General features: G+C 37.7%; 15 protein-coding genes, 1 pseudogene and 1 riboswitch. Of the genes and pseudogenes, 11 read left to right on the forward strand and 5 right to left on the reverse strand.

Translation table 11 applies throughout. The features are described from left to right. Positions 1-2 precede the first annotated feature (2 nt). The 7 genes from MHH70_RS02150 (at position 3) to MHH70_RS02180 (ending at position 10,361) form a co-directional block, all read left to right on the forward strand. The gene (locus MHH70_RS02150; RefSeq protein WP_342472429.1) at positions 3-1,388 is read left to right on the forward strand and encodes a HAMP domain-containing histidine kinase; all 1,386 of its coding nucleotides are present in this window, start codon (positions 3-5) and stop codon (positions 1,386-1,388) included. Between the two features lie 414 nt (positions 1,389-1,802). Next, positions 1,803-4,616: a 2-oxoglutarate dehydrogenase E1 component gene (locus MHH70_RS02155; RefSeq protein WP_066162940.1), complete on the forward strand. Its 2,814-nt coding sequence runs from the start codon at positions 1,803-1,805 to the stop codon at positions 4,614-4,616. 91 nt (positions 4,617-4,707) lie between these two features. Next, a complete protein-coding gene (odhB, locus tag MHH70_RS02160) occupies positions 4,708-5,952 on the forward strand; it encodes a 2-oxoglutarate dehydrogenase complex dihydrolipoyllysine-residue succinyltransferase (RefSeq protein ID WP_066162942.1) in 1,245 nt (414 codons plus the stop codon). 891 nt (positions 5,953-6,843) lie between these two features. Beyond that, a riboswitch (Lysine riboswitch) is annotated at positions 6,844-7,032 on the forward strand. Positions 7,033-7,149: 117 nt separating this feature from the next. Continuing rightward, positions 7,150-7,998 (forward strand): transporter substrate-binding domain-containing protein, encoded by an 849-nt coding sequence (locus MHH70_RS02165; RefSeq protein WP_066162947.1) that lies wholly within the window; start codon positions 7,150-7,152, stop codon positions 7,996-7,998. Between the two features lie 144 nt (positions 7,999-8,142). Continuing rightward, the gene (locus MHH70_RS02170; protein ID WP_066162949.1) at positions 8,143-8,874 is read left to right on the forward strand and encodes an amino acid ABC transporter permease; all 732 of its coding nucleotides are present in this window, start codon (positions 8,143-8,145) and stop codon (positions 8,872-8,874) included. Beyond that, a complete protein-coding gene (locus MHH70_RS02175; protein ID WP_066162952.1) occupies positions 8,871-9,605 on the forward strand; it encodes an amino acid ABC transporter ATP-binding protein in 735 nt (244 codons plus the stop codon). Before MHH70_RS02170 ends, MHH70_RS02175 begins: the two co-directional genes overlap by 4 nt. 558 nt (positions 9,606-10,163) lie before the next feature. Then, on the forward strand, positions 10,164-10,361 hold the full coding sequence (locus MHH70_RS02180) for a DUF6501 family protein (RefSeq protein ID WP_042475574.1): 198 nt from the start codon (positions 10,164-10,166) through the stop codon (positions 10,359-10,361). 390 nt (positions 10,362-10,751) lie between these two features. Here the strand turns inward: MHH70_RS02180 and MHH70_RS02185 are convergent, their stop codons facing one another. The 5 genes from MHH70_RS02185 to MHH70_RS02205 form a co-directional block, all read right to left on the reverse strand. Continuing rightward, positions 10,752-11,807, reverse strand: coding sequence for a toxic anion resistance protein (locus tag MHH70_RS02185; RefSeq protein WP_342472430.1), 1,056 nt, complete (start codon positions 11,805-11,807; stop codon positions 10,752-10,754). 2 nt (positions 11,808-11,809) lie between these two features. Beyond that, positions 11,810-12,451, reverse strand: a complete 642-nt coding sequence (locus MHH70_RS02190) for a 5-bromo-4-chloroindolyl phosphate hydrolysis family protein (protein WP_066162958.1) — start codon at positions 12,449-12,451, stop codon at positions 11,810-11,812. 292 nt (positions 12,452-12,743) lie between these two features. Then, complete coding sequence (locus MHH70_RS02195) at positions 12,744-13,022, reverse strand: acylphosphatase (protein WP_107942780.1); 279 nt, start codon at positions 13,020-13,022, stop codon at positions 12,744-12,746. Between the two features lie 68 nt (positions 13,023-13,090). Further along, positions 13,091-14,806, reverse strand: a complete 1,716-nt coding sequence (locus MHH70_RS02200; RefSeq protein ID WP_342472431.1) for a methyl-accepting chemotaxis protein — start codon at positions 14,804-14,806, stop codon at positions 13,091-13,093. A gap of 389 nt (positions 14,807-15,195) precedes the next feature. Beyond that, positions 15,196-15,540: a hypothetical protein gene (locus tag MHH70_RS02205; RefSeq protein WP_342472432.1), complete on the reverse strand. Its 345-nt coding sequence runs from the start codon at positions 15,538-15,540 to the stop codon at positions 15,196-15,198. A gap of 306 nt (positions 15,541-15,846) precedes the next feature. On the opposite strand from MHH70_RS02205, the gene MHH70_RS02210 reads away from it, so the two are divergent. The 4 genes and pseudogenes from MHH70_RS02210 (at position 15,847) to MHH70_RS02225 (ending at position 19,053) form a co-directional block, all read left to right on the forward strand. Beyond that, positions 15,847-16,392, forward strand: coding sequence for an NUDIX hydrolase (locus MHH70_RS02210; protein ID WP_342472433.1), 546 nt, complete (start codon positions 15,847-15,849; stop codon positions 16,390-16,392). Positions 16,393-16,520: 128 nt separating this feature from the next. After that, positions 16,521-17,216, forward strand: coding sequence for an RluA family pseudouridine synthase (locus tag MHH70_RS02215; RefSeq protein WP_066162970.1), 696 nt, complete (start codon positions 16,521-16,523; stop codon positions 17,214-17,216). Positions 17,217-17,449: 233 nt separating this feature from the next. Next, positions 17,450-18,437 (forward strand): annotated as a pseudogene (locus MHH70_RS02220) (IS1595 family transposase). A 181-nt stretch (positions 18,438-18,618) separates the two neighbouring features. Then, positions 18,619-19,053 carry an NUDIX domain-containing protein gene (locus MHH70_RS02225; RefSeq protein WP_342472434.1) on the forward strand — a complete coding sequence of 145 codons (435 nt, stop codon included), beginning with the start codon at positions 18,619-18,621 and terminating at the stop codon, positions 19,051-19,053. Positions 19,054-19,069: the final 16 nt, after the last annotated feature.

Raw genomic sequence — 19,069 nt, forward strand, 5'->3', positions numbered from 1 at the left:
CAATGAAACAACTATATAATCAATTGTCACTAAAAGAGAAATGGATGCTTTCAACCGCTGTCACCATCTTTATTAGTTATGCGGTTATTTGTGTGATTTTATATATATCATTGCACACGTGGCTCTTAAATAATGAGGAGCGCAATGCTCTAAGAACAGCGGATGATATTAGCGTGTTTTTTGAAACGCCGGCAATTACAATCCAGCTATTGCAACGTGATCCAGACTTAAAATCAATTATTCATCAAGAGCAAACAGTGCGGATTATGAATTTTGATGGGATAGAGCTTCTTCATTTTGGCAATGACGTATTGCCCGCAGCACCAACAGCGACGACCTATGAGGAGCTTTTAGGAACGGTCGTTCGTAAGTCGGATATTCAAGGGACAGATGCCTATATCATCGAGCGCATTGTACAAATTGGGTCATTTCAAGGTTATATGCAATTAATTCACCCACTTACAACCTTCGAAAAAATGATGCAATATGTTTTAACAACAATGACGATTGTAGGAATAGGTGCATTATTGCTTGTCGCTTTTATTAGTTATTATTTAGCAAATCGTTTAGTTCGACCACTTCAACAGCTTAGGGATTCAATGCGATTAGTACGAGATAAAGGTTTAACAGAGCGCGAGGCTTTTACTTATCATGCAGACGATGAAATTGGCGATTTGCTAAAAATGTACGATTCGATGTTAGAGGAGCTAAAGATTTCTTTTACACAGCAACAGCAATTTGTTGCAGATGCCTCTCATGAACTACGCACACCCATTCAAGCTGTCGAAGGGCATCTATCCTTGTTAGCACGCTGGGGGAAGGACGACCCACAAATCCTAAATGAATCTATCGAAAGCTCGCTTAATGAAGTGAAAAGAATGAAAAAAATGATTGAAGAGTTATTGCAGCTTGCAAGACGAGAGCAAGGGGGAGCCGCACAAGCTGATGTTGTTTTAGTAATCAGTCAAGTAATAAATGAATTAAAAGCGGTATACCCGCATGCTATATTTCAAATAGAGGAAATTAAGCAAACCGATTTACTTCCAATTTCACCTGAAGCACTTGCACAAATATTGCGCAACATTATTGAAAACGGAATAAGATATAATAAAGCTGTTCCTGAAATTACAATTTCAACAGCTCGATTGGATGATTGCTTTTATATTGAATTGAAGGATAATGGTATAGGGATTGCTGAGGAGCACTTGCCTTTTATTTTTGACCGTTTTTACCGAGTGGATGAATCACGTCAGCAAAATGGAGGGGGAACTGGACTCGGTTTAAGTATTACAAAAATGCTTGCAACGAAATATCATGTTGTGCTCGAAGTACAAAGCAAAATCCAACAAGGAACAACATTTTTGTTAAAAATCCCTTTGAAAAAGTGAGGAATTTCGGTCGGAAGGTTTTGTTTTTCTATAGTTAGCTAAAAATTTGACTTATTTATTGAAAAATAGTTGTATTTTTTGTAGAGAGTAGTAAGATTGAAGTGGAAAAATGTTCTCTGTTCAATAATAGAGAATATGAGTATACAAAAAATAAATAGGCTCAGCTATGTTATCTTGATGCGGTTTGTGTTTAGAAGCACATTATATCAAAATAAAGACCTAGGCGGATGTCGCGGAATTTGGAGTGAGGCTTGCTTGAAGCAGGTCGGTTAACTCTAAGGGCATGTGTCGTGATTAACTTCTAACAGCACCTCAAAATCTGAACTAAAGTTAGCCAAGATACATAGTAGAGAGCTCAAAAATGTTTATTTTAAAATGGAACTGCCATGCAGGCAAAATTTGGAGGTTATTTTCATGTCGAACAATGTATTACATGGTTCACCTTGGTCAGCGTTTGCAGGCCCTAACTTAGGTTACGTCATGGAGCAATACGACTTATTTCTACAATCTCCCGAAGAAGTAGAACCAGCTTTAGTTGAATTGTTCCAACAATTTGGAGCGCCTGTTGAAGGTGAAGTTGCTGTAACTGGAGGCACAGTTACTTCACAAGTTGATTTTAGCAAAGTGTTAGCAGCTGTAAAATTAGCAGAATCAATCCGGGTTTATGGTCATTTAGCTGCCGATATTTACCCGTTAAAAAACCGTGCACTTGCTACTGCGAAAGTCGAAGAAAGCGCATTTGGCTTGAGTCAAGCTGATTTAGCTGAAATTCCGGCTACAGTATTCTTCAAAAATGTACCGGCGGGTATCCAAAACGGTCGCGATGCAATTGCTTATTTAAAAGCTGTTTATACGGATAAGATTGCGTTTGAATACAACCATGTAGGCACAGTTGAGGAGCGTGAATGGTTCCAATCTCAAATCGAATCAGGGGCGTTATCAGTAGCTGTTTCTACAGATGAAAAGAAAGCGCTATTAGACCGCTTAACACATGTTGAAAACTTTGAAAAATTTATTCATAAAACATTCGTAGGTCAAAAGCGCTTCTCCGGAGAAGGGTTAGACACACAAATTGTCTTATTTGATGAAATTTTAAAAACTGCTGAAGCAAGAAATGTGAAAAATGTACGAATCGGTATGGCACACCGTGGGCGTTTAAACGTGTTAACGCATATTTTGAATAAGCCATATGATATGATGTTCTCTGATTTTGCACATGTTTCAAACGATTTATTTATACCGGAGCATGGGCGTTTACAAATTACAAAAGGTTGGACTGGTGATGTAAAATACCATATGGGTGCGACGTATGTGCGCGAATCAGGTATGAACGTAAAACTTGCTTACAACCCGTCTCACTTGGAAATTGGTAACCCAGTAGTGCTAGGTTCGACTCGCGCGGCGCAAGACAATGTATCAGTAAATGGGTATGCTCAGCATGACGCTACTTTAGGTTTAGGTATTTTGGTGCATGGTGATGCGGCATTCCCGGGGCAAGGTATCGTGACAGAAGTGATGAACTTTGCAAAAACAGAAGGATTTACAACTGGAGGGACAATTCATATTATCGCAAATAATATGATTGGCTTCACAACAGAACTGTATGATTCTCGTTCATCAACTTATTCATCAGACCCTGCGAAAGGCTATGATATTCCTGTTATCCATGTCAATGCAGACCACCCAGAGGCAGTAGTGCAAGTTGGGCGCTTTGCAACAGAATATCGTCAAAAATTCGGCAAAGATATTATTATCGATTTAGTTGGTTACCGTCGTCACGGTCATAATGAAACAGACGACCCAACAGTGACAAACCCTGAAACTTATAAAATAGTATCGAAACACGACCCAGTACGTGTGCTTTATGGTGCAAAATTAGTTGCTGAAGGTCTTGTAACGGAAGAACAAGTGAAGGCACTTGATAGCGCTGCGTATGCAGAAATGCAAGCTGCGTATGATCATGTGAAGGAAATGGCAGAAAAAGATGAGCATAAGCAACTTGAAATGCCAGAAGAATTAAAAGTGGATTTTCCACAAATTGATACAACGACAAGTGTAGAGCGTTTGCAGGCAATTAATGAAGATTTATTAGTATTTACAGAAGGTTTTGAGCCGCAAAACAAGCTTGGTAAAATTCTGGAAAAACGCCGTGATGCATTCGCTACAGGTAAAATCGATTGGGGACATGCAGAAACATTAGCATTTGCTACAATGCTTCAAGATGGCACGCCAATTCGCTTCACTGGTCAAGATGCACAGCGTGGTACGTTTGCTCAGCGACATTTAGTACTGCACGATAAAAATAATGGCAGCGAATATACGCCATTACATCATATTCAAAATGCAAATGCATCATTCACAGTTTATAACTCGCCACTAACAGAGGCAGGGGTAGTTGGCTTTGAATACGGCTATACTTTGGAAAATGAGAATGTTTTAACGATTTGGGAAGCACAATTTGGTGACTTTGCCAATATGGCACAAGCAATGTTTGATAACTTCATTTCAGGCGCTCGTGCAAAGTGGGGACAAAAATCAGGCTTAGTTATTCTATTACCTCATGGCTATGAAGGTCAAGGCCCTGAGCATTCATCAAGCCGAATTGAGCGCTATTTACAAATGGCTGCGGAAAATAACTGGTTTATTGCGAACTGCTCAAACGCAGGAAACTATTACCATTTATTGCGTCGTCAAGCAGCAATGTTAGGAACAGAGGGTGTACGTCCATTAGTCGTGGCTTCACCGAAGTATTTACTGCGTCACCCATTGGCCGCTGCAAATGCAGAGCAACTGGCAGAGGGCTCATTCCAAGAAATCATTGAACAACCTGGTCTAGGTACTAAGGCGGAGGCGGTAGAGCGCATCGTATTAGGTACAGGGAAAGTAATGATTGATTTAGCGGATCGCGTGAAAGATGGTGAAGGCTTTGACCACTTACACATCATTCGTGTAGAGCAATTATATCCATTCCCGAGTGCGCAAATCGCTAATATTATTGCGAAGTATCCAAATGCTAAGGAAGTTGTTTGGGTGCAAGAGGAGCCGAAAAACCAAGGTGTATGGAATTACGCGCTTGAAAGCTTATACGAGCTTTCAGAAGGTAAAAAACTACGTTATGTAGGTCGCCCTTCAATGAGTTCAACATCTGAAGGTGATGCGGATGCTCATAAGGAAGCGCAAGCAGCAATTATAGCGGAAGCCGTAACAGAGGCAGTTAAAGTAAAATAATAGTATAATGTTGTTGGATGCATGAAAAGGCTACCAGCCTTATGTGCAGTAGCCTTTCTATATGTTGTTTAATTTAAAGGAGGAAATGAAAGTGGCTGAAATTAAAGTCCCTGAATTAGCAGAATCGATTACAGAAGGAACAATTGCCCAGTGGGTGAAAAAAGTTGGAGACCAAGTTGAAAAAGGCGAGTTTATCGTTGAGTTAGAAACAGATAAAGTAAATGCAGAAATTATTTCTGAAGAGGCAGGCGTATTAACACAAATACTGGCTGCAGAAGGCGATACTGTACTTGTTGGACAAGTAATCGCAGTAGTGGAGGCTGGGGAAGGCGCAGCGCCCGCACCAGCGGCTGAGGAAGCAGCACCGGCACAAGCAGCACCAGCACAGGAAGTCCCAAAGGCTCCTGCAGCTCCAGCGCCAGTTGCTGAAACAACTTCAAATGAGCGTGTAGTAGCAAGCCCAGCAGCACGCAAATTAGCACGTGAAAAAGGTATCGATTTAGCGGCAGTTTCTCCAGTGGACCCACAAGGTCGCGTTCGTGTTCAAGACGTAGCAGCTCACGGTACAGCACCAGTTGCAGTAGCGCCAATTGCAACAACAAACGGTCCTGTTGTATTTGCTCCTGCAGCAGAAACTGATCGTGTAACAATCGAGAAAATGTCTCGTCGCCGTCAAACAATTGCTAAGCGTCTATTAGAAGTGAAGCAATCAACAGCTATGTTAACAACATTTAACGAAATTGATATGACAAATATTATGGCATTGCGTAAACGTAAGCAAGAGCAATTCGTTAAAGATAACGATATTAAACTAGGCTTTATGTCATTCTTCACAAAAGCAGTTGTAGCAGCACTTAAGAAATATCCTTATGTGAATGCACAAATCAGCGGTGATGAAATTCACTTAAATAACTTCTTTGATATCGGTATTGCCGTGTCTACTGAAGAAGGTTTAGTTGTACCCGTAGTACGCGATGCAAATAGCAAAAACTTTGCAGAAATCGAAAAAGATATCGCTGAATTAGCGAAAAAAGCACGTGACAAAAAATTAGGCTTAAATGATATGGCAGGCGGTTCATTCACAATTACGAATGGTGGTGTGTTCGGTTCATTAATGTCTACACCAATTATGAATGGTACACAAGCTGGTATTCTAGGTATGCACTCAATCGTTCAACGTCCAGTAGCGATTAACGGTGAAATCGAAATCCGTCCAATGATGTACGTTGCATTATCATATGACCACCGTATTATTGATGGTAAAGATTCAGTAGGCTTCCTAAAAACAGTAAAAGAGCTAATCGAAAATCCAGAAGATTTATTATTAAATTCTTAATGGGGAGGGCGTCCAAAAAGCCGTGCAGTAGCCGGCATTTTGGGCGCTTTTTGTGATGTCGGCTTGTCCCAAAAGCCGTGCAGTAGCCGGCGTTTTGAACAGTAGTAATGATGTTTTACAAAATATTGACTTGTCTAAATAGAAAACGCCTCTTTTAAAAATGGGTGAACATTGGCTTTAGCAATGTCTCTCAGTAAAAATAGAGCGATGAAAACCTTTATTTCTATGCTCTGTCAAAACAAAATAAAAGCCCCTTCACCAAATTTATTCCAAAATTCCCTTTCGTCTTTTAGAAGATTCTTACTACATACATTAAAAACAGCCTTCAATCGATAAATGTTGATTGAAGGCTGTAGCTTTGTACAAGGCAGGAAAACAAAACTATTTTGGGACATACCAGAACTTTGGTAGAGGGGGAGGGATTATACCTAATGTAACATGTTGAATATAATAGCCATTATTGTTCCAATTGCAGACTTCCCCTACCCCATATAAGGCAAATATCACTGCAGCAAAAGCAGGAGAGAGACCAGCGATAGCGGCTAGACCAGCAACACCTCCACCAGCAGCTAAAACTTTTTGAATTTTACTAGCTTCATCAGCACTAACTGATAAAATTAGACCATACTTATAGTTTATTGGAGGTTAATACGCGCACGAAAGCGGTGTTAAAGGTGAAAGATTGGAAATTAATTTGAAGAAAAGACAACCTCGTTTTGCTAGTGTAGTAAAAGTTTGATTTTGCTGTGTCACTTTCACTTGCAGAGATGCCCGTGGAAAAATTTATTAGTAGCATCCTAAATAATGTATGACTTTTCGAAGCCACTTGACAATGAGTATTTGGTAGTATATGATTTAGCTAAATAACTTTATAAGAAATACCTCACGTTCTAGTGGGGTAGAGGCGCGATATTTAATAGTTTTTCATGGAGTTTTGAGCAACAGTGAAATGAAGAAGAAGGAAATATCGCCGAAGTGTATCGGAAAGCTCGTAATTCGATATGCTGGGCTTGCAGTGAATAATTGCAGGACTGTCTTGAGTATTTCTTTCCAGCTTACTCAAGTTGTGCTATCTCATCAATGGAACTTAGAGGATTTGGGCTTTTATTTTATTAAATGGCAGCGACCTAAAATTCTTTAGGTCGCTTTTTTGTATAAGATAAAGCCCAAAATAAATAAGAAAAGGGGAAATTTTACATGAAGAAAAAATGGCTGTTTATGTTAGTTACTATGTTAACCGTTATTATGTTGGCAGCATGTGGCACTGGAGAAAAACAGGGTTCATCCTCCACGGAAGATGGTGAAGGAAAAAAAGTATTAAAGGTTGGTATGGAAGCGGGCTATGCACCGTTTAACTGGACGCAGCAAACAGATGCAAATGGTGCTGTGAAAATTAGTGGCTCTGCTGAATATGCAGGTGGCTACGATGTACAAATAGCGAAAAAAATTGCCGATGGACTTGGTATGGAGCTCGAAGTCGTGAAAATTGAATGGGATGGTTTAGTACCTGCATTACAATCTGGTGTGGTAGATGCTATTATCGCAGGGATGAGTCCAACGGAAGAACGTAAAAAATCAATTGATTTCACATCAAATTACTATACATCTGATTTCGTCATCGTTGTGAAAAAAGGTAGCCCATATGAAAGTGCGAAAACGTTAGCAGATTTTTCTGGTGCAAAAATTACATCACAGCTAAATACGTCAAACTATTTAGTAATTGATCAAATTCCCGGTGTGAAAAAGGAAGTAGCGATGGATAGCTTCCCAGCAATGCGAGTTGCAATTGAATCAGGCGCAATTGATGGCTATGTTGCCGAGCGTCCAGAAGCAATTTCAGCAGCAATGGCCAATAATAATTTTGCCTACGCAGTGTTAGAGGACGGCTTTGATACAGATCCTGGTGATACAGCAGTTGCAATTGGTGTACGTAAAGACTATGAACTTACTGATAAAATGAGTGAGATTTTAGAGGGAATTTCAGAGGATGATCGCCAAAAGTTAATGGAAGAAGCGATTGCAAATCAACCAGCATCTGCTGAGTAGTTGATAAAGTAAGGGGCTGTCCGAACTTTCTCGGACAGCCCTAGCTTCTATATTTTCAAGGAATAATCCTTGGCACAAGGAGCCATCTCAAAATGGCTGGCTCCCTTTATAAGATAAAGACAGCCTGCTGTTAGGGGGATTTTTATGAGTTTCGAAACAATCATGGCAATTTTGGAAAACAACTGGCCGATGTTTTTACGTGGCGCATATATGACGCTTGCAATTGCAATTATTAGTACAATTATTGGTGCGTTTATCGGATTTTTCATCGGTATCATGCATACGATTCCTGTTAAAACAAAATCTTTTAAAAGTATTTTATTAAAAATAGTAAACTTCTTACTTACTTGCTATGTAGAAATTTTCCGTGGTACACCAATGATTGTACAGGCAATGGTTGTGTATTATGGTTTGTACGCATACGGTCTTGAGCTAGATCGATTTGTAGCGGCGTTAGTAGTTGTCGGTTTAAATACAGGTGCTTATATGGCTGAAATTGTGCGCGGTGGTATTGTATCGGTTGATAAAGGGCAATATGAGGCGGCACAAGCAGTTGGTATGAATCATTTACAAACGATGATTTTTGTTGTTTTACCACAAGTAGCACGTAATATTTTACCAGCAACAGGAAATCAGCTTGTAATGAATATTAAAGATTCAGCAGTATTGAGTGTAATTAGTGTCACAGAGCTATTCTTTCAAACAAAATCTGTTGCGGGGGCAAATTTTAAGTTTGCGGAGTCATTTTTAATTGCATGTATCATGTATCTTATAATGACATTTACAGCAACGCGAATTTTACGTTTAATGGAGCGCAAGCTAGATGGTCCTGATGCGTATCAGGTCGATAAGGAGAGAGAGGGGCAAATGCAATGACAACAATGATTGAAATTAAAAACTTACGTAAATCATTTGGCTCTCATGAAGTGTTGCGCGATGTGAATTTTTCAGTAAAAAAGGGCGAGGTTGTTTGTTTAATTGGCTCGTCAGGTTCAGGGAAATCAACGCTCTTACGCTGTGTTAATTTATTAGAAACACCTTCAGGCGGCAGCATTATTTATAATGGTGAAAATATTTTAACTGGCAAACATAATGTAGAGCAATATCGAACACATTTGGGTATGGTGTTTCAGCAATTCAATTTATTTAATAATTTAGATGTTATCGGAAATTGCACAGTGGGCCAACAAAAAGTGTTGAAACGCAATAAAGTAGAAGCTGTTGAAAAAGCAATGAAGTATTTAGAAATTGTCGGAATGGCAAAATACAAAAACGCAAAGCCGCGCCAGTTATCTGGTGGACAAAAGCAACGCGTAGCGATTGCGCGCGCATTAGCGATGGATCCGGATGTTATGCTATTTGATGAGCCAACATCAGCACTAGACCCTGAAATGGTAGGAGAAGTATTAAAAGTCATGCGTACTTTAGCGAATCAAGGCAATACGATGCTCATCGTAACACATGAGATGGAGTTTGCTCGTGAAGTAGCAGACCGCATTGTTTTTATGGATAAAGGTGTTATTGTGGAAGAAGGGCATCCAGAACAGGTGCTAGTCAATCCGCAGCATGAGCGTACGAAAGAATTTTTAAAACGCACACTGAAATAAAAAGATTGTCTGGAAGTAAGCTAACGCAACGCTTTCAGACAATCTTTTTTTATTTAGAGCATAATACTGTTCTAGATTTGCTTAGCTTAGATAAATGACCTAATTCGCTCATTTAAAATAGTAAAGGTAACTTCACCTTAATATGTACGAAAAAAGCTCCTCTAACGTCTTGAATTCCATTCAGAAACGACAATAAAAATAATAGCAAAAGCGATGGCTAATGCCCAAAACCAGCTTGGTATACTTGACATAAACTTTCACCTCACACGCCATTTTATCATGTCCTATAAGTGGGCGGCAATGGTTTACTCTTCATTTTGAATTCAAAGAAAAACGATTGAAAAAGTAACGTCTTTTTTTAAATCAAAGAAAGCACCCTCTATTTTCATAAGTAAACATTTTTCCGAAATACTACCAGGAATGTGCGAAATGGTGGCAATATACGTCTTTTCGCACGCCTATATCTAACAATTTTTTGCTAAATGCTTTGAAAAACTACCATTCTTAAGGGAAATCGTATAAAATATAAGGAAACAGGCTAAAAGAGAGGTTACACAAATGTTACATTTAAAATGGAAAGATGCGCCTACAATTCGTACAGTGAAATGTGTGCATACAAATGCCGCAAAATACTTAGTATCGAATGTATTAACAGTTGGCAAAGAATACGAAGTGAAAAATGAAACAGAGGAATTTCTTTTTGTAGTTGACAACACAGGAAAAGTTGGCGGCTATTATAAAGATTATTTTGAGTAATATAGTATAAGAGGCGGGTATGATACAACTGCCAAAAGAGAAGGGGGGGGCGTCTGAAAAGTCATTTTGAGATGTTCCCTTTGCCCACGGGGATAGTGATAATTTACCACCGCAAAGGTAAGTATTTTTAGATATAGAAGCAGGGCAGGGGGCTATCCGAAAAAATCTACACTTTTCGGATAGCTTCACTTTATTTTTGAGACTTATCAAGCAATCTCTTTTTGCGTAGACAATCAAAATTCAATTTTTACTTTCATACGAAGGAAAATCCGATAAACCTTGTGTTTCTCCTATTTTTAAAGAATCATCAGTGAATTCTTTAAAGAAATATCAACGAAAGCGTCCAAAATGCTGGCAACTTCACCGCTTTTTGGACGCTCTCTTCATCTTTTAAATGGACTCGTATACATCAGTTGTTTTCGCGTGTACACGGAGTGTTTCTTCGATATCCTGTAGTAATTTTAGCTGTGTTTGTTTGAATTGATCTATGTCAGCATGTGAGATACCAGCTTGCCTTGACTTCATTTGCAGCATTTTACCGTTTTTGCGAGCCAATTCATCAGAGGCACGCATTAATTTATCCTGTGCCTCTGCTACACGACGCTGTTGATTCATTGTCAGTAGTGTAGAAATTTGTGTTTGCCACATAGGGATTGTTGTCATAACAGATGCCTGTATTTTATCGATTAATAATTGATTCGTTTGTTGCATTAAACGAATTTGTGGTGCGGCTTGAATAGCTATTTCCCTCGAAATTTGCATATCATAAAGACGTCGGTCAAGCCATTCAATCGCCATTTTTTGATCATTTAATTTCTGCAATTCCATTGGGTCAATCGGCTGGACGGCGGGAAGCTTATTTTTGACATCAGCAAGCTTAAGCTCGCCAGCTGCAATAAAGATGTTGATCTCTGCGAAATATTGCTCATTCAAGGCATATAAATCATTTAATAGCTTAAAATCACGCAATAAACCCATTTGTGCATGTTCTAATTGAATTGCAAGGCGGTCAATTTGTTTACTTAGTTTTTTATAATGTGTCATAACTTCTTGTGTTGATTGCTTTTGCTTTGAAAAAAGCTTACTCAAAAAGCCCTTTTCTTGCCCGATAAGCGCATCTGGATTAATTTGCTCTAAATAAGAAATAAGCTGTGATAGCACCTCGCCAACTTTGCTATGATCCTTTCGCTCGATATGGATAGCCATATTAGCGGTAAAATCACGAAGCGCTTGCTGGGCCTGTAAGCCGAAAGCAAGCACATTTTCATAAATATTAATTTTAAGCTCGCTCGCTAATGCCAGTGCTCGACCTTTATCTTGCTGACTTAATGCAGCATAAAGAGGACTTACAGATTGGCTTTCCTGCGCAACTTGGAATTCCTCCTCTGCCATTTCAGCAAAGCGACTCCCTGTATTTTTAAATGCTTCAAATGGATTTTGTTGCATGCTTATTCACCACCGATTAAACGATCTTTCCTTTTTTGATTTTCAAGCTTTGCAAAATCAAGCTCAAGCTTTAAATGCTCAATATCAGAGCTTAATGCCAACTTTAAATCGTCTTCCATTGTTGTATATAGCTCCTTCAGTGTTTTGCGGGCTTCTTCTAAAGCTAAATGTATTTCCGTACCGCCTACCTGCTCTTTTGTTAATAAAGTGTACTTGTCTATTAACTGCACAGCAGAAGGGAGGTGAGAATAGAAGAAATCCTCAACCGCATAAAATTTTTGCGGATTTGATTGCACAATACCAATGATGCGCTTGGCAAGTTTATTCATTTCATTAATTAATTTAAAAGAGCGTACAGAGCGTACACGTACATATTGTTGCATAAGTAAGGCTAAGTCATTTTTCGCTAGTTTGATATGCTGTTCAATATGTTTATATTCCGAGCGTGTTAAGCCAAGCATTTTGCTTCGTTTTGCTTTTTGAAAAGCTAAAATTCCTTTATTACTTGCATAATAGCTTGCGATCGTTAACAGCGGCACGATAAAAATGCCTAAATCAAAATTGATAACTGTAATAACAAATACAGCAAAGCTAATGATTAAGCTCAGTCCATGGCGATTGATAAAGTTCATTGTGCTAAGCATTTTCGTACCTCCTATATTGATTGTTACTACTAAATACGAGCTAGCTGCAAAAAAGTTTCACCAATATGTTTTTTCTTTTATTTTACGCTAAAAAAACATATAGACAAAGCCAAATGACTTTGCCTACATGTTCACCGATTTTTTTATCCTGCATTAGCGGGCAGTAAGACCCTACCTCAAGACTTAAGTGAAAATCGGCTGAAGGATAAATGGGGGATTAACTGCCCATAAAAGCCTGATTGATTCAGCTAGCAATCAGTGGGGAAAGCTTCCTCTGATTGCTAGTTTCACTTTATATAATGTCGGTTTTCATTGTTTTAAAGCCTTTTAAATCGTCAAAGATTTCTATTGTAAAACGATTTGATTGTGCTTGTAAGCTAACGCCTTGCTGGACAAAATGAATAAATTCATCAACAGCAGGGGTTGTACCCTCAACTTCTGCCTCAATATTATTTTGCTCGTTCAATATACAATGTCCTTTTAAGCCAAGCTCGAGCGCTTTTTGTTTAATGAAAAATCGATGACCTGTTCCTGTAGCATCACCAGAAAATATTACACGTGCTCGTTTCATCGTAAGTCGACACTCCTTTTGCATAAAAGTTTTAACTGACCTGCGCATTAGTTGAGCCGAAGCATCATTTAGATAGATTGTCTCTCTTTGACAATGATTTCAATTAAATCATTAATATAGCGTAGCACTTGTTCAGACGCGTGATTAATTTTTTGTAAGCAATCATCAGCAATTTGGATATTACCATTATTGTACGCCTCTACAGCTTGTTTCGCAAATACATGCACTTGCTCATGATAATGGTCTAAGTCAATAAATGATTGATGTGAGCCTAAGCGACGTTGTGTTTGCTCATTGGAATACCATTTACCAAGGCGGCATTCCTTGTGTGAAGATACATCGCTTGGTTGTAATTTTTCTAAACCTAAAAACATATTGTAAACTCGCCATTTCCATAAAATATGGTCAGCTTTTGAAAGTTGTAGCAAAGCAATGCTTGATAATGTCACACTACTGTCAGTTGTAAGTTCTGTTCGGAATCGATTAATTTCTTTCCCTAAATAATGTATATCTTGAGATGTAACATCGCTTAATCTTTGAATATCTTCCTGAATGCTCGCAATATCGACAATTCGGGAAGACATATCATCAAGTGCCGCAGCTTGTTGCTGAGAAATTGCAGCAGTATTTGTTACATCTTCATCAATACTTTCGATTGCCTCCACAATTGATGCTAAAAGTGGTAAAGATTGTTTTGCCTCAGATGTTGCCTCTTTAATCGTTGTTGTCGTTTCTTTAATCGATTGAGAAACAGAATTAGAATATGATTTTAACGCATGTACATTATTGGAAACTTCCTCTAAAGCAGAGACTGTTCCTTCTGCAAGCTTTCGTACTTCCTGTGCAACGACCGCAAAGCCTTTCCCGTGCTCGCCAGCTCTTGCTGCCTCAATCGATGCATTGAGTGCTAATAAATTGGTTTGGTCAGCAATTTGATTAATTAATATTACGACTTGCTCGATATCATCAACATATTTCTGCAAATTCGTAAAACCTTCAACAATTGCTGTAAATGTTTCTTCTGTTGTAAAAATTTCCTGTAATGCATGCTCAATCGCCTGTTGTCCTTTTGCGGCATAGGAAACGGATTCATTGGTTTTTTCAGCGATGCGTGTGGAAGTGCGGGCAACTTCAGCAATGGAAGCCGTGAGCTCCTCAATTGCAGCTGAGGAGGAGGCGATTTCCTCGGTTTGGTTATTTAAGCTAATTACTAAATCTTTCATATGCATAATACGCGCATGCGCATCTGTTATTGTAGCCACCTCTGTAATGACATCTTCCATAAAGCGTTCTGCACATACTTCCGTTAATAGCTGTAGTTCAATATTAATTGTGGCAGAAATCGTTTTTAAAAATTCATTTGAAGAAGGCTGTTTATGTAAGACATAAGAAAGTAAATAAAATGATAATTGACTCCAAGTAACGGTTAATTTACCAATTTCAAATTGTTGCTCACGTAGCATATTAAAAAATTTAATCCGCTGATTTACATAGTCATTATCACGTTTATCATTAAAAAAGCTTTGTAAGTACGCCGAAATCTGCTGAGTAGATACAGAGTGTCCAGCACTTGGTGCAATCTCATCTAAGTGGCGCATTAAAAATTGTTCTAACGATGGGTCAGCATCTTTTATCTGCTGAGATATCTTTAATAGATTTTGTTCGTCCTGCTGTGAGAAATGATTAAAAGCAAGAATGTCATAAAACCGTCCTGTAACCTGTAAATCCGTACCTCTCATGAAGAAATCATGAACATTTGCTTTTCGTTTGAATGCTGTAAACAAAAAAATCACTCCTATTGCCTTTTTATGAAGTTAACTTTATTCAGCAAGATTCTCACTTATTAATCATGCTCGGGCAGACTCAATTTGTGAGAAAAGACCCTCTGATAGAAGTCACATTACGGCTATTTTATCATAGCAAGTAGAGGAATAATAGACAGAATAATGAAAAGGTTTAACTTCTTTCAAGGGTATCTAAAGACCCGCTAAAATGGAGGAACTTCTCCTAAGAACGTCACGACAGAGTGCCCAATATTATGTTGGCTTAAAGTTCTAGCGGATATAACAGAGATTTGCGTAACGCAGGCATATGTCGTGACGGTTTTGAATTAGCTAGATAAAATTTGAATTAAAGTTAGTGCAGGCGTAAATGGTTCATAGAGAAAGTCATATTAAGAATAGCAAATAATTTCGCCTGTTTCGGCATTGATACAGGCAATTTTCTTTTGTGGCTTTTTCTCAGCAAGACTGTAAATGAACTTCTCGCTGGTTTCGACTTCATCGTATTCATGAGCCCATTTTAAAATTATATCGATGTTTTTTAGTGTGCTTTGAAATTGCTCTTTCGTAATAAGCGACCTTCTTTTATATGCTTTTAAATTAGCAATCGTAATTCGAGGTCCCATTAAAAATTCGATAAAACCTGTTGTCATATTAACAGATAAGTAAAAATGCTCGTCTTCAATTCTATTATAGTTAGAGTCCTTAAAGAGAGAAAAAATTTCAGGAACTAACATCCACCATAAGTCTGCCTATCAAATGGAGACTTCATGCGCTATATGATAGCATGAATATAAATTTGCTTTTAAATTTAGAGGGAAGGGCGTCCCAAAAGCGGTGCATTGCCTGCTTGTAGGACGCTTTTGGCGTAGTTTCAACAAAGAAAAAACTAGATAAGATGCAAAAGTATTTCTTTGAAAAGGAAATAATCACTGAAATTAGCGGCATTCTTTTAAATTTGAAGTAAGTGGAAAGCTAGTTTTCACTGCGCTGAGAAGAAATTCGGCTTTTGAGATAGCCCTAATATTTGGAGGTAAGAAATCATGAAAAAATGGACAACACACAATCAAGCCTATATTTATCAAACTGATTTTGGCAATCTTCGAAAGGATGAGTGTGAGCTGCCAAATGGCTTTGTTATTAAAGATTACTATGTAAACGAATATGCGGATTGGGTTAATGCCGTCGTTATTACGCGGAATAATGAAATCGTCCTAGTAAAGCAGTATCGCCATGCGGCAAATGACTTTTTCATAGAAGTACCAGCAGGGAAAATCGAACAAGGCGAAACGCAAGAAGAAGGTATTTTACGAGAGATACGTGAAGAAACTGGCTATACTTCGAGTGCTCCCCCAATCAAGCTAGGGGAATTTTTTGTAAACCCTGCAACACAGACAAATAAAATTGCTACATTTTTAATTTTAGATGCGTATCAAGAGGACAATCAGCAATTAGATATAACAGAAGAAATAGAAGTCTTTTTATTCAATTTTGATGAATTTGAAAGATTAGTAGAAAAAAATCAAATTAAAACACAGTTATTTACCGTAAATGCTTATTATTTAGCGAAGAACAGGCTAAAAAAATAGCATGTATTGCTTATTGTACTGAGTTTAAAATTGGTAGCTCACTAATGAATCATTGCTTTTCACCTTTAGAATATGGAATGTTTATTATATAATTGTTAATGATTTCATATTTTATGAGGGAGATAGAAATGCATATACCAATTTTGTATGAAGATAATCATTTAATTATTGTAGAAAAACCAATCAATATACCTGTGCAACAAGATGATACAAATGATCCTGATTTATTAACAATATTAAAGCAAGATATTAAAACTCGTTATAACAAGCCGGGGAATGTATATTTAAGCTTACTTCATCGATTGGATCGTCCAGTAGGTGGAGCCATCGTTTTTGCCAAAACATCTAAGGCAGCCTCACGAATGTCAGATTTATTCAGAAAAAAAGATATTGAGCGTGGCTATTTAGCGGTTGTGCGAAGGCAAGTGAAAAAAGAAGCTGACATCCTTGTCCATTATTTATGGAAGGATCAAAAGAAAAATATGGTTTTTGCAAAAAAAGCAAATGATAAGGAAGCAAAAAAGGCGATTCTTCATTATCATGTCGTTGCTAGACAAAGCGATTTAACACTAGTAAAAGTAAAACTAGAGACAGGGCGTTCCCATCAAATACGGGTACAATTTCAGCAAATCGACCACCCGCTTTATGGAGATCAAAAATATGGACCAGAAGTAAATAAAAAAGGACAACAGATAGCCTTATGGGCACATACATTATCCTTTATTCACCCTGTAACAAAGGAGCGCATTACTGTTAAATCTGAACCACCTAACAAGCATCCGTGGAATATTTGGAATGAACCCTTACTTACTTCTGTTCAATAAGAAGAGGCTGTCCAACAAGCCGTGCAGTAGCCGGCTTTTGGACAGTAGTGATAATATTTTTGATAAAATAGTAGCTAAATAAAAGAGAGAAGACTATCTTTGAAGAGGTGCTGGACACTGGATTTAGCCGTGTTTACTTTAAATAAAGGCTCTGTTAAAGGTTGATGTTGAAAATTGATTATCTTCAAAAAAAGTGGTTATAATAAGAACGATCATTCTTATTGGGGGCAAAAGTGAGTAAAGCGTTTAGCAATTTATTAAAACATATCAATAAATTATCACATACAGATAAAGAACGGGTGTTTCAATGGGGAAAACGCTATGTTGAACCTTCCTCGACTGTTGATGGTCGCCTAATCAATGAAATGCAAGAAGTACGTTTTAAAGAAGGTTTTGAATGCCCCCATTGTACTTCAGAACACATTAATCGATTCGGTAAAGTTAATGGTCGCCAACGATATCGCTGTAAGGTTTGTCGTAAAACGTTTATGGATACTACAAATACAATTCTTTACCGCACTCCAAAAGCTAATGAATGGATTACTTTTGTTGAATGTATGTTTAAAGGATATTCCTTGCGTAAATCAGCAGAGATTGTGGGCGTTACTAGGGTTACATTATTCTATTGGAGACATAAATTGTTATCGGCTCTTAAACAAATGGATTTTGAACAATTTGATGGTATCGTTGAGGTAGACGAGACCTATTTTTTGTATTCCCAAGAAGGGCAACGTGGTATTAGTGAACGTAAACTACGTAAGCATGGTGGTAAATCTGCACTTAGAGGGATAAGTAAGGAACAAGTCTGTGTTTTACTAGTCGCTAGAGACCGAACAAAAGCAACTGTTTCAAAAGTAGCCTGTATGGGTCGTGTTGTGAAAACCAAAGTTGATGGTATGATTGGGTCTATAACACCTAATAATGTACTTGTAACAGATGCTTGGAGAGCCTATAAAACGTATGCAGATGAGAAAGGGATAGAAGTCTGATGATGGAAAGCACGTTATTAAAGGTTTATATCATACTCAAAATGTAAATGGACTGCTTTCACGTTTAAAACATTGGATAAATCGTTTTAAAGGTGTAGCTTCTAAATACCTTGATAATTACCTTGTTTGGTTTAGTCATAGTAATGAAAGTACAAAACACAATATAAAAGAAATTCCTTTGACATCCTTTGTTTTTGAAATGACAGAAACCTATCAAAGTTTACGGTTATGAGATGAAATTTCGAAATTAATTCATACATATCCTGAAGACCAAGAAGTTATTGAACAATTACTATCTAATTTAGATTCTTAAATAAATATTCAATACTTTTAAAAATAACGTTCCCAATGACACTTTGGGGACAATTTTTATGTTATAATATTTTCTTTAAATTCCAAATTAGGGGGCAATTATGAGAACATTTGGTGAACGCGATTATGATTTGAATTATTGGAAAAGAACTGGCGCATATGCCGTCATTCGAAATGAACATCAACAATTTTTATGTGTGGAAGATTCAGATGGGAATTTATTTTTAGTAGGCGGAGGGATTGAAGATGAAGAATCTCCTGAACTTGCATTATTAAGAGAGAGCATTGAGGAAACAGGTCATGAAATCCAAATCGTTGATGTTATAGGTAAAGCAGAAAGACATTGGGTTTCAGAGAAATATCCTAATGACTCTCAACATAATATTGGAATACTATATGTTTGTGAGCTATTAGAAAAGATAGCAGAACCGATTGAAAAAGAAACAATGCGTTGGGTCGATTTTAATTATTTAGAAAAGCATCTTTTTCATGAACATCATTTATATTTAATAAAACAGCATTTAAATATTGCATAATTAATATAAAGCTTTA

The organism is Metasolibacillus sp. FSL H7-0170, from assembly GCF_038593115.1.
Taxonomy (GTDB): Bacteria; Bacillota; Bacilli; order Bacillales_A; family Planococcaceae; genus Metasolibacillus; species Metasolibacillus fluoroglycofenilyticus.

Excerpts from the sequence above, each read along its gene's own strand:
- MHH70_RS02150 (WP_342472429.1), top strand. The coding sequence starts at position 3 with ATGAAACAACTATATAATCAATTGTCACTAAAAGAGAAATGGATGCTT.
- MHH70_RS02155 (WP_066162940.1), top strand. The coding sequence starts at position 1,803 with ATGTCGAACAATGTATTACATGGTTCACCTTGGTCAGCGTTTGCAGGC.
- MHH70_RS02165 (WP_066162947.1), top strand. The coding sequence starts at position 7,150 with ATGAAGAAAAAATGGCTGTTTATGTTAGTTACTATGTTAACCGTTATT.
- MHH70_RS02170 (WP_066162949.1), top strand. The coding sequence starts at position 8,143 with ATGAGTTTCGAAACAATCATGGCAATTTTGGAAAACAACTGGCCGATG.
- MHH70_RS02175 (WP_066162952.1), top strand. The coding sequence starts at position 8,871 with ATGACAACAATGATTGAAATTAAAAACTTACGTAAATCATTTGGCTCT.
- MHH70_RS02180 (WP_042475574.1), top strand. The coding sequence starts at position 10,164 with ATGTTACATTTAAAATGGAAAGATGCGCCTACAATTCGTACAGTGAAA.
- MHH70_RS02185 (WP_342472430.1), bottom strand. The coding sequence starts at position 11,807 with ATGCAACAAAATCCATTTGAAGCATTTAAAAATACAGGGAGTCGCTTT.
- MHH70_RS02190 (WP_066162958.1), bottom strand. The coding sequence starts at position 12,451 with ATGCTTAGCACAATGAACTTTATCAATCGCCATGGACTGAGCTTAATC.
- MHH70_RS02195 (WP_107942780.1), bottom strand. The coding sequence starts at position 13,022 with ATGAAACGAGCACGTGTAATATTTTCTGGTGATGCTACAGGAACAGGT.
- MHH70_RS02205 (WP_342472432.1), bottom strand. The coding sequence starts at position 15,540 with ATGTTAGTTCCTGAAATTTTTTCTCTCTTTAAGGACTCTAACTATAAT.
- MHH70_RS02210 (WP_342472433.1), top strand. The coding sequence starts at position 15,847 with ATGAAAAAATGGACAACACACAATCAAGCCTATATTTATCAAACTGAT.
- MHH70_RS02215 (WP_066162970.1), top strand. The coding sequence starts at position 16,521 with ATGCATATACCAATTTTGTATGAAGATAATCATTTAATTATTGTAGAA.
- MHH70_RS02225 (WP_342472434.1), top strand. The coding sequence starts at position 18,619 with ATGAGAACATTTGGTGAACGCGATTATGATTTGAATTATTGGAAAAGA.